Origin of the sequence: Corynebacterium sp. KPL1824 (assembly GCF_000478095.1) — a bacterium.
In the GTDB taxonomy this organism is placed as follows: Bacteria; Actinomycetota; Actinomycetes; order Mycobacteriales; family Mycobacteriaceae; genus Corynebacterium; species Corynebacterium accolens.
In genome coordinates, this window is record NZ_KI515750.1 from 678,824 (window position 1) to 689,826 (window position 11,003).

Sequence of the window (11,003 nt, forward strand, 5' to 3'; positions counted from 1 at the left end):
CATTATTTCTGCACGCCGGCGGCCTCGCGCATGGCCTTGGTCTGCGCGGAAGGGTGCTCGTTTTCGGTGGCCAGTCGCTCGAAAGCCACGGCGGCGAGCGCCGCCGCTTGCATGCCGAGCACGGAGTCATCAAAACGCATCATCGGCGAGTGATTCCACTCGCGCTGGTTTTCGGGCGTCGAAGGGTTGGCCGTGCCCATCCACATAAACGTGCCCGGCACTTGGGAAAGGACATAGCCGAAGTCCTCAGAAGCCATCATCGGGGCCTCGAAGGGCTGCATGTTTTCTGCGCCAAACATCTGCCCCCACAGCGTGGCGGCGAATTGATTCTCCCGCGGGTTCGTCTTCGTCGTGGGATACAATACCTCGAAATCCACCTGCGCGGTACACCGGTGCGAGGCAGCCACCGAGCTGGAGACCTCGGTGATCATTTGGCGGACGGCGTCGATCTTTTCATCGCGAAGCACGCGCACTGTAGCCCCCAGGGCTGCGCGATCCGGAATGGCGTTATACGCACCATTGCCGGCCCAAAGGTTGGTCACGGTGATAACGATGGGCTCCAGCGCGTCAAAGCGGCGCGTCAGCGCGGTCTGCAGCGCCATCTGGATTTCTGCCAGCGCCGCGACAGGATCAATGGCATCGTGCGGGCGCGACCCGTGTCCGCCCTTACCTAGCACCGTAATAGTCAGGTTGGACGAGCTCGCCATCATCGGCCCTGGGACATAATGGAACGTTCCCCGGTCCTGCGGGCCCACGTGCAGGCCGTAGGCGGCAATCGGGCGCCGGCCGGCGGCATCGAGCACGCCTTCTTCAATCATCGGCTGCGCACCGCCAGGGCCTTCTTCGCCGGGCTGGAACATAAACGTGACATCACCATGCAGCTCCTCCCGGTGCTCGCACAGCATACGCGCCGCCCCAATCAGGCCCGCTGTATGCAGGTCATGGCCGCAGGCGTGCATAAATTCGTTAATCGATGCAAAGGGGCTGCCGGTTTGCTCATGTACCTCCAGCGCATCCATGTCCGCGCGCAGCAGCACCGATACCGGCCGCTCGCCGCGCTTGCCGCCGCGCAGGACCGCCACCACGGAGGTAAGGTCCTGCCCCACATGGATCTCTAGCGGCAGGCCTTCAAGCGCCTCAAGGACCTTTTTCTGGGTGCGCGGCAGATGCAGCCCGATTTCCGGGTGGCGGTGCAAATCGCGCCGAATGTCTTGCAGGTCCTCCACCATGGATTCGCCCATGTCCTGAAAAATCTCCGTGGCCGGCTGCTTGCCAATGCGCGCCCGCGTCACCGGCAGCGGCGGCAGCTCCTGCGCTTGGCGCGGGACGGACTTACGGCCGGGGTGGTTGGGGCGGACAATTTTCGTGGGATCAGTCATGTGGGCTCCTTTACTCGCTGTCGTATTCGACAATACCGCAGGTTATCCACAGGGTGAATGGGCGTCGAGGCGTCAGGTGTGACGCGTGGGGCGAGTTATCCACAGGCGGGGCGACGCAGGCTTTCCCGCGGGTGGACGGTGGCTTAACCTCGCAGGCATGACCCGCTTGCAAGACTACGCCCGCCAATTAACCTCGCCGATGGAGCTTCTCGGCGAGGTCTTCGGCCTTGCCGAGGCGGACCTGCGGCGGCTTGGCATTTCCCGGCAGGAATCGCGCGAATTGCTGCTGCTTGCCGATGCCTACTTCGGCCCCACCTCCTTTACCCGCCGCCAGCGCACGTGCCGGGCGACGAAGCACTGCTTAACCACGCTCAAGTTGATTGAAAAATACGTCTCCCGCACCAAGACGAAGCGGGATGCGTGGGCGCTGCGGGCAGAGTTGTGTGGAACTTCGGGGAACATCGACAAGCTGGCGCGCACTCGGCTCAAGGAAATGTATCCTCCCCGCCAGCCCCAGCGCGGGGTGCGCATGACCCGGCGCAAGGGCGGGCCCTCCACGCTGTCTATTACCGGCGATTCCGATTTCATCGCCGACCTGCACTCCACCATTGGGGAGGATTCCCCGCTCGAGGCCGTCGACCGCATCTTCTTCCGCGGTGGTGCCACGCGCCCGGTGGCTAGCACCAATATCGTCATCCACCTCGATGAGCTGGATGAGATATTAAATGGTGGCGGCGAAGAGGTCACGCTGCAGATGACCAACGGTGCCGAAATTTCCGGGGCCAAGTTGGTGGAGAAAAAGCTTGCCGAGGTTGGACTTGTCACCCTCATCCATCCCTTCGAGGGCCCGGTCAACCTCTATAGGACCTCGCGGTTCGCCTCTGAAAAGCAGCGGCTGATGGCCGCTGCCGAAAACCCCTCCTGCCCGTGGGCGGAGTGCAATTATCCGGCCGATAAATGCCAAGTCCACCATCTCCAGGCGTGGAAGCACGGCGGCGAGACGAATATGGACAACCTGACCATTGCTTGCCCCTATCACAACGGCGTCAACGACGATGACCCGCACGCCCCGCCGGTGCGCGGCCGCCTGCATCGACACCGCGGCCGCATCGAATGGCTTCCGCCCTGGGCCTCGCCGCCCGGCTAGGTGCCGCCTTTACTTGATTCGAATGAGCCGGCCCCGAGCAGTTCTGGGGTTCCTAAGTAAGTGGCGCCTTTTCCTACCGTTGCTCTTCTCATTGCCGCCGATAACAACCGCTGGTTTAGCGGTTGCCGGTTTGGCATGCCATAAGCCATCTACCCTGCGGCCCGTATGCTGTGAGACCCGTGCGCCGTAAGGCTCGTGCGTCGTGGGAACCGTGTGCCAGAAGACAGGGCGCCCTGGGATCCGGGCGCCGTGGGATCTTTGTGCCGGGAGAACGGTGCACCGGGAGACCCTGTGCCGACGGTGCGTTGTGGTGTGCCTCCATCGCTGGGTGCTAAGTCAGGGCCTTGGCGCGGTGATAGATGTTCACGAGCGACCAGTGGCTAGCTGGGTAGGAGGTTTTAGGCTTCGAGGAGGCTGCGGCCGAAATAATCGGATTCATCGGTGATGCCGGGAAGCGCATAGAAGTAGCCGCCGCCGTAGGGGCGGATATAGTCAGCCAGCGGTTCGCCTTCGAGGCGTTTTTGCACCGTAATGAACTGTCGTTCCAGGTCCTGCTGGAAGGAGATGAAGACCAGCCCCACGTCGAGGGTGCCATTATCGCGCACGCCGTTGTCGTAATTATAAGCGCGGCGCAGCATAAGTTGGTCAGCGGTTTCTGGGGTGCGGGGGTTGGCCAGGCGGATGTGGGCATCGGTGGGAATGACATCGCCGGTGGCATCATCGAGGTAATCTGGTTCGGCGTGCTCATCGCCGCCCGACAACGGGCCGCCAGTAGTGCGGTCGCGACCGAAGATTTGCTCCTGCTCGGCAATGGAAATGCGATCCCAAAACTCGGTGTACATCGCGATAAGCCGCACCGCCATATAGCTGCCGCCCGCGGCCCAGTCGGGTTCATCCGAACCTGCCCACACGAGCGAATCATAATCATCGGGCCCAGGATTGACGATGCCATCCTTAAACCCCAGGTGATTGCGCTGCGTGCCCGATGGCCGCGGGGAATTCATATAACCATTTTGCCGCCAGCGCACCGCCACATCGCCGCGCGTATGTCGCAAGATATCGCGCAGCGCGTGGAGAACGGTATCGCGTTCATCGGCGCAAATCTGCAAGGCTAAGTCACCGTGGCACATTTCTTCTTGCAGGGAGTCATCGGCAAATGCTTCCATCGCGCGCAGGTGGGCGGGCTTGTGGGCGGCAAGGCCGAAGCGGTCATCGAAAAGCGAATCGCCCACTGCGAGGGTGATGGATAAGTGATCGGCCGGCAGCTCTGGGCCCAACTCGCCCGAATCCATCGCCGGATAGGCGATTCCATCGGGCGCGGGCGTGCCACCAGCGGTTAAGATGCGCGCCCTTTCACTTAGCGTGCGCAGGAGCTTGTCCAAACGGGCTTTTGACTTCACCTGCACGTCCAGCGCCACTATTTCCGAGTATTTCTGCGGGGGATTGATGATGCCTTGCTGGTGTTCGCCGTGAAAATCCAGCGCGCCCGGCTGATCCAAGGAGTCGGTGGTTTCGAGCGGAAGCGAGGTGGGCTCGGCTCCTGCTCTCGGGGCTGCGCCGGCGGCCGCGGAGGCGGCGAGGCCAGACAAAAAGGAGCGGCGGGAAAAGTTAAACGGGCACGGCACTAGTTCATCCTCCGGATAACGGTCATGGTGGCAACCGGGGCGAGCAGCTCATTCGCCTTGGCGACGCCCGCCTGTAAGCGCAAGCGGTCCTCCTGCGGCCAGTCCGCAAAAGCGACGCTAGACGCACCACCGTATTTATCGTCGAATTCCTCAGCAAGGGCGTCCAAGTCCGCGAGCTGGTCGTAGATGGGAGCGGTGTCTAAACCGCGATCCTCGACCAAAGAGCGCACGGGATCCAGCGTCATCCGCGTCGATGTAATAACCCCGCGCAAGGCGGCAGGCAGGGCATGGGCGCCGAAATCGCGCTCGCCGCGCAGGTCAAAGCGCTCGAACTCCTCCATCACCTCATGCGCGCGCAGCCCATAATCCGGGGCGGGGATGGCGAAATGGGCGGTATCGAGGGCGTGGGCGGTTTTGTCGGTGGCATCGGCAAGCGCGGTGGCGGGCAGGGTGGCATCGCTAGGCGGGCGGTTGGACCACAGGATGCGCTCGATGTCTTCGTAACCCTCCAAATCCGGGCCCGGCCACTCCGCGCTGGAATCGTCGAAGGAACGGTAATACTCCAGGTAGTCGAGGTAGGCGGCTTGGGCGGCGGAGCGGGAGGAGGAGGTGGCATCGGCAAGCGCATGCGCGCGCTTTTGCAGCTCCGGCACGCGCTTTTTCTGGTTTTCTGCCTGCTTGATGGACACCGCGGCGATCTCGTGATCCGTAATGGGAACCATCTTGGGCGCGTTGCTCACCGTGGACCCCGTTACCGTGAAGGCGTCCGACTCCACGGCGGAGTCGTTGTGAAATACGCAGGTCAGGTGGTAGGTTCCATCCTCCAGCTGCGGATTCCACTCGCGCACGGCAGGGGTGCCGACGCGCTCGAGAACCTGGTAGGCATTGCCCTTATCATCGGAAACGTAGACCGTGAGGGCAAGCCCGGTGGTGTTATTGATCTTCCATTTCGCCTCACCCTGCACGTCCTCTGGCGCCGGGCAGGAATACACATCGCGCACGGCGAGCTCGCGCGTGGGTTGCTCGTCGCTGTGCCCGGCGAGCCTCGCCTGGGCAGCAGTTTGCGGGATGGAAAGCCCAACGGCGAGCGCGAATGCGGTGGCGAAACGGGAAATCTTCATAACTTAGAACGGCAGGTTCTTCAAATCAAGGCCGGGGTGGCCGCTCATGAACCAGCCGATGATGCCGGCGGCGATACCCAGTGCGGCGAGGATGCCGATGATGCCTGCCTTGGAGGACCCGGATGCGGCGTGGTTGGTGTCCGGCTGCTGGGCCTTATCCAGCGTGGTCACGGCAGGAACGCCCTGCTCGGTGACCTTGGTGTCATTCATGCCATCGACAACCGGCTTCAGATTGGTGCCAGCGCGCGAGGTGTCGTCGACGCGCTCGACGGAGCTGTAATCCTCCGCCACCGTGCCATCGGTTTCATTGAGGAAGAGCTTCGGGGCCTTCTCCGCGGCGGCGAAGTCGAACATGCCGGTGAGCTCACCCGCGCGATCATCGAAGGAATCGCCGCCCAAGCGGCCGAGGCCCCAGTTGTCCTGGATGAACTTGGTCACCGAGGTCTGCTCGGTATAGGTGGAATCGATGTGGTTGGTCTTGGCGTAGGGAGATACAACCAGCAGCGGCTGGCGGGTGCCGGGTCCGCACTGGCCGTTCTTATCGCCCTTGATGCCTACCTTTGCGGCAGCGGCGGTGCAGATTTCCTTATCCTGGTGCGGGTCGTCGGAACCATTAAGGATTTCCGGCGCCTTGTGGTCGTACCAGCCATCGGAATCGTCGTAGGCGATGACGACTGCGGTGGAATCCCACTCCGGGGAGTTCTGCAGCTCGTTGATGTAGTGGGTGATAAACGCCTGCTCATCCAACGGGTTGGAGTAGCCGGCGTGGCCATCCTGGTAGTTGGCGGCCTTGAGGAAGGACACGGAGGGCAGGTTGCCCTGCTCGATGGCGGTATCGAAGTCCGCGAGGTCGTACTGGTGGTTCGCCTGGTCGGTCTTGCCAATCATGTCATCGCTGGACGGGGCCAGGTGGTGCGGGTTGGCGGTAGAGGCATAGTACTGGAACGGCTCGTGGTGCGGGTTGTAGTCCGTCTGATTCTGGCCGGTCAGCGTGGTGTGCGAAGAACCGCAGCGGGCGCGGGAGTCCTTCGTCGCCTCATCGGTGGGGCGGAATCCGCCTTGGAACCAGCCCCAGGTGACGTCCTTATCGTTGAGCTGGTCACCGATGTTCTTGGAGTGCATCGCGGTGACTTGGTTGGTACCGGCGGAGGACTTATTGGAGCAGTCATCGAAAAGCGGGTCCGGGTCGCCCACCACGGTGGCGGTGCTGCCGTCCTCGGATACGCCGGCTAGGGCGTGGTTCTTGCCATCCTCGATTTTCTGCTGGTCGCCCGTGGCTGGGTCGTGCATGGTGGCATCCGCAACGGTGCCGGAAACCAGGTTCAGCGCTCCCGGGGTGGAGGGGCCGAAGATGGTGGAAAAGCTGTTGTCATTCAGCGCGAAGTTCTGCGCGTAGTTCCACATGCCGGTCACGGTATTGCCGTCGTAGTATCCCATGGTCATGCCGGGGGGGTGGCGTACGAGCCTTCGCCATACTTATCGATGTCCGTGGACACCGTCTCCGGGAACTTGTCCATCTTGCCGCCGTTGTAGGCTTCCTGCTCATCGGCGTAATGGTGGTTCTGGTCCGTGGTTACGGCGTGTTCGGGAGCGATGCGGAAAGGCTTGATGGAGTTGGGGTTCTTCTCCCCCAGCAGGTCAGTATTTTCGAGGTTTTCTGCCCGCGGGGTATCGTCCTTGGCGGTGAATTTGGGGGCGGGCTTCTCGCTGCCCTGGAGTTTCTCGTCGTCGTTATTTGCGGCGTGTGGGTAGGTGCCGAAGTAGTGGTCGAAGGAAATGTTTTCGGAGTAAATGACCACGACGTGATCGATGGGGGTCTTGGTTTCGGCCTGTGCGATACCGGGGACCAAGGAAGTTGTGGCAGCGGCTGCGGCGCACACTGCCACAGCGCGAGAGCGAAGCTTCATCTTATTTTCCGCCTTAAGTCGAGTGAAACAAAGAGGGAGAAAGTGGCTGTGGCTCGCCGAAGAGTCATCGGTCGCTTTCGACTCGAAATTAAACGCCGCCCACCTATAAACCGCAAATACTCAAAAAGGGCATTCCTAGTCTCAGGAATGCCCTATAGGTGCAGCTCAGCCTCGCTTTTAGGCGGCGGCCGCCGCGGAGATTGTTAACTGAAAGTTAAGGTACTATTACGCTGCGCTTTCCAGTGCCTAGTCGTCCCCATCGGTCGACAGCGCCGCCACGAAGGCCTCCTGCGGCACCGACACGGAGCCCAAGGTCTTCATGCGCTTTTTACCCGCCTTCTGCTTTTCCAGCAGCTTGCGCTTACGCGAGATATCGCCGCCGTAGCACTTGGCCAGCACGTCCTTGCGCATGGCGCGGATGTTTTCGCGGGCGATAACCTTGGTACCAATGGCCGCCTGGACGGGGACCTCGAATTGCTGGCGTGGAATCAATTCCTTTAGCTTCTTGGTCATCTTATTGCCGTACCACTGGGCGGAATCGCGGTGGATGATGGCAGAGAAGGCATCGACCGGGTCGCCGTTGAGGAGGATATCCACCTTGACCAGGTCAGATTGCTGCTCGCCGGCCTCCTCGTAGTTGAGCGAGGCGTAACCCTTGGTGCGGGATTTCAACATGTCGAAGAAGTCGAAGATGATCTCACCCAAGGGCATGGTGTAGCGCAGCTCCACGCGGTCTTCGGACAGGTAATCCATCCCACCCATCTGGCCGCGCTTGGATTGGCATAGCTCCATGGTCGGGCCGACGAACTGCTCGGGCACGATGACGGTCATGGAAACAATGGGCTCGTAGACCTCATTGAGCTTGCCTTCCGGCCAGTCCGAAGGGTTGTGAACCCAGCTTTCCTCGCCGTCTTCTGCCACCACGCGGTAGGTCACGGACGGGGCGGTAGAAATCAGGTCGAGGCCGAACTCGCGTTCCAGACGGTCGCGGGTGATCTCCATGTGCAGCAGGCCCAAGAAACCACAGCGGAAGCCGAAGCCAAGGGCGACGGAGGTCTCGGGCTCGAAGGTCAAGGAGGCATCGTTAAGCTGCAGCTTTTCCAGCGCATCGCGCAGGTCGGGGAAATCGGCCTGGGAGATGGGGAAAAGCCCGGAATAGACCATCGGTTCAGGGTCCTTGTAGCCCTTGAGTGGGGTCTCGGCGCCGCCGTGGGACCAGGTAACGGTATCGCCCACCTTGGTCTCGCGCACGTCCTTCACGCCAGTAATGAGGTAGCCCACCTCGCCGGGGCCCAGGCCATCGCACTTTTGCATCGTGGGCGAGACGATGCCGATTTCCAGCAGCTCGTGGTTGACGTTGGTGGACATCATCGTCACCTTCTGGCGCGGGGTGAGCTTGCCATCCACCATGCGGATATAGGTCACCACGCCGCGGTAAGTGTCATAGACGGAGTCAAAAATCATCGCGCGCGCGGGCGCATCGGGCTCGTACTCCGAGGACGGCGGCGGCACCAACTCGCAGACCTTATCGAGCAGCTCAACCACGCCTTCACCGGTCTTGCCCGATACCTTCAGCACTTCCTCGGGCTCGCAGCCGATGATATTGGCGATTTCCAGCGCGTACTTATCTGGGTCCGCCGCGGGAAGGTCGATCTTATTGAGCACCGGGATGATTTCCAGGTCATTTTCCATCGCCAAGTACAGGTTGGCGAGGGTTTGGGCTTCGATGCCCTGGGCGGCATCGACAAGCAGGATGGCTCCCTCACACGCCTCGAGCGCGCGGGAGACCTCGTAGGTAAAGTCCACGTGGCCGGGAGTATCGATCATTTGCATGACGATCTGCTCGCCTGCCGATGCCCCCGATTGCGGCACCCACGGCAGGCGCACGTTCTGCGCCTTAATAGTAATGCCGCGTTCGCGCTCGATATCCATGTTATCGAGGAACTGGTCACGCATATCGCGCTCCGCAACCACCTTGGATAGCTGCAGGATGCGGTCTGCCAGCGTCGACTTTCCGTGGTCGATGTGAGCAATAATGCAGAAGTTACGGATCCGGGAGGGATCCGTAAACGTCGTGGCCGCAAAGTTTTCAGACATACGTCTACAATAGTCGACATGAATTCCGGCATGCTCACCCGTCTGCGCGAGGCGCTCGGAATCAGCGAGCGCGAGCCCGTGGACTCCGGCCTCAACCGCATCAACTCCCAGTTAGGGCTGGACAGGTCCACCCACAGCCACGAGCCGCGCAAGGCCGCCTCCATCCAGGTCGAGGCCACCGCGGCGCACCCCCGTTCCATCTTCTTCTCCCCCGATATGGATGGCCAGGCCGATTCCGGCGAGGTGGTGTGGGTGTGGACGCCTTCGGAAGGCAAGCAGTCCCCTCCCCGCGAGCGCGCCATCTTGGTGGTCGGGCGCACCCGCACCACGGTGACGGGCCTGCTCATTTCCGCCAACCCGGAGCATGCGCTTGACGATGCCTGGCTCGAAATCGGCTGCGGCGAGTGGGACGCTTCCGGGCGCAATTGCTGGGTGCGCTTGGACCGTTTATTGGAGGTTTCCGAGGAGCAGGTGCGCCGCCAGGGCATCCTTTTTCCAGAACGCAGGTTCGAACGGATTGCCAACCGCTTGCGCTCGCGCTATCACTGGGCGTAGTTCTGCGGCGCGGCGCCCGCAGACTTGGCTGGTGCGCGGTTGCGCTGCTACTATGTGCAAGTTACTTACTTTCCGGGCGCGTTGGTCGGGGCGGGCAGGACCTTGGGTTCGCTCTTCGAATACCAGCGCCGAGCGCTCTCCTCGTTCTTAGCGAGGGGATTCGCGGGACACGTCCGGCGGGTTTGTTTCTGAATCAATCATCTTCGATTATCAAGAGGTATTTTCATGGCTAATATCAAGTCCAAGCAGAAGCGCGTTCTGACCAACGAGAAGTCTCGTCAACGCAACAAGAGCGTGCGTTCCGCGGTTCGCACCGAGATCCGCAAGTTCCGTGCGGCCGTAGAGGCGGGCGACAAGGCTGCAGCAGAAAAGCAGCTGCGCGTTGCTTCCCGTGCACTGGATAAGTCCGTTTCCAAGGGCGTCTTCCACCGCAACGCTGCTGCTAACAAGAAGTCCGGTTTGGCCACCGCCTTCAACAAGATGGACTAGTAACTAGCCTTCTTGTCTCCCCCGAGCAAAGCGCTGCCTGTGTGCAGCGGCTTGTTTGGGGGATTTTTATTGCGCCGGTTTTGTTGCGTCGGATGGACCTAGGCTAGGTCATCGTCGAAGTAGGCCTCGAAGATCTTGCCCGCATCCGCGTAGGCCACCGATAAGGATGTCCGGCCATGGGTTTCCACGAAAGTCTGGATGGCGGTTTGAAACTGCGTGTGGATGATATTGACCGTCGGAATGAGCCTCGGATCCGAGGCCTTCCACCCTTCGCGCGCTTGCAATGCCCGGCGGATGTGCATCATGACGCGCTCGTTTCGGCGCCAATACATGGACAACAACTTCCCGTCTTGGGAAAGCGCCTGGGCGGTCAATTGGGAAATCTCCGGGAAATGATCGTTGCCCACGGCGTGATCAAATTCCGCATTCGCCATGATCGCAGAATCCTCCCGCAGGCTACCCGTGGGCAGGCCAGCGGCGAAGTTCTGCAATTGCTGGTCGAACTTTTCCGAAACCTCCGGGCCCAGAACCGCCGATTCCTTATCCTTGACGTAGTTAAAAAGGGTGCGCCGCGATATCCCTACGTCTTGTGCAAGCGTTTCCATGGTGAACCCGTCATACCCGTGGTCAATGACGAGCCGCAGTGCTGCGACGCGGATTTCTGAAATGCGCGGCATACTCTC

The 11,003-nt window shown here is 61.3% G+C and carries 10 protein-coding genes; 3 read left to right on the top strand and 7 right to left on the bottom strand.

Translation table 11 applies throughout. The annotated features are described in order from the left end of the window. Positions 1-2 precede the first annotated feature (2 nt). Entirely contained in the window at positions 3-1,379 is a 1,377-nt protein-coding gene (locus HMPREF1267_RS09480; protein WP_023017109.1) for a M20 family metallopeptidase, read from the bottom strand. A 157-nt stretch (positions 1,380-1,536) separates the two neighbouring features. Between HMPREF1267_RS09480 and HMPREF1267_RS09485 the strand changes: the two genes are divergently transcribed. Beyond that, positions 1,537-2,526, top strand: coding sequence for an HNH endonuclease signature motif containing protein (locus HMPREF1267_RS09485; protein WP_023017108.1), 990 nt, complete (start codon positions 1,537-1,539; stop codon positions 2,524-2,526). A 398-nt stretch (positions 2,527-2,924) separates the two neighbouring features. Here the strand turns inward: HMPREF1267_RS09485 and efeB are convergent, their stop codons facing one another. The 5 genes from efeB to lepA all read right to left on the bottom strand — a co-directional run bounded on the left by efeB (position 2,925) and on the right by lepA (position 9,276). After that, positions 2,925-4,151 carry an iron uptake transporter deferrochelatase/peroxidase subunit gene (gene efeB / locus HMPREF1267_RS09490; protein WP_023017107.1) on the bottom strand — a complete coding sequence of 409 codons (1,227 nt, stop codon included), beginning with the start codon at positions 4,149-4,151 and terminating at the stop codon, positions 2,925-2,927. Continuing rightward, a complete protein-coding gene (locus HMPREF1267_RS09495; protein WP_023029107.1) occupies positions 4,151-5,272 on the bottom strand; it encodes an EfeM/EfeO family lipoprotein in 1,122 nt (373 codons plus the stop codon). Before HMPREF1267_RS09495 ends, efeB begins: the two co-directional genes overlap by 1 nt. Before the next feature lie 3 nt (positions 5,273-5,275). Further along, positions 5,276-6,715 carry a phospholipase C gene (locus HMPREF1267_RS09500; protein WP_023029108.1) on the bottom strand — a complete coding sequence of 480 codons (1,440 nt, stop codon included), beginning with the start codon at positions 6,713-6,715 and terminating at the stop codon, positions 5,276-5,278. Continuing rightward, on the bottom strand, positions 6,712-7,179 hold the full coding sequence (locus HMPREF1267_RS13490; protein WP_023029109.1) for an alkaline phosphatase family protein: 468 nt from the start codon (positions 7,177-7,179) through the stop codon (positions 6,712-6,714). The genes HMPREF1267_RS09500 and HMPREF1267_RS13490 overlap by 4 nt, the downstream gene beginning before the upstream one ends. A gap of 246 nt (positions 7,180-7,425) precedes the next feature. Beyond that, entirely contained in the window at positions 7,426-9,276 is a 1,851-nt protein-coding gene (lepA, locus tag HMPREF1267_RS09505) for a translation elongation factor 4 (RefSeq protein WP_005278019.1), read from the bottom strand. 18 nt (positions 9,277-9,294) lie between these two features. On the opposite strand from lepA, the gene HMPREF1267_RS09510 reads away from it, so the two are divergent. Both HMPREF1267_RS09510 and rpsT read left to right on the top strand, forming a co-directional pair. Beyond that, entirely contained in the window at positions 9,295-9,831 is a 537-nt protein-coding gene (locus HMPREF1267_RS09510) for a type II toxin-antitoxin system PemK/MazF family toxin (RefSeq protein WP_005278018.1), read from the top strand. Between the two features lie 225 nt (positions 9,832-10,056). After that, on the top strand, positions 10,057-10,320 hold the full coding sequence (gene rpsT / locus HMPREF1267_RS09515; protein ID WP_005278016.1) for a 30S ribosomal protein S20: 264 nt from the start codon (positions 10,057-10,059) through the stop codon (positions 10,318-10,320). A 98-nt stretch (positions 10,321-10,418) separates the two neighbouring features. On the opposite strand, the gene HMPREF1267_RS09520 is transcribed toward rpsT, so the two are convergent. Continuing rightward, positions 10,419-10,997 carry a TetR/AcrR family transcriptional regulator gene (locus HMPREF1267_RS09520; protein WP_005278014.1) on the bottom strand — a complete coding sequence of 193 codons (579 nt, stop codon included), beginning with the start codon at positions 10,995-10,997 and terminating at the stop codon, positions 10,419-10,421. Positions 10,998-11,003 lie beyond the last annotated feature (6 nt).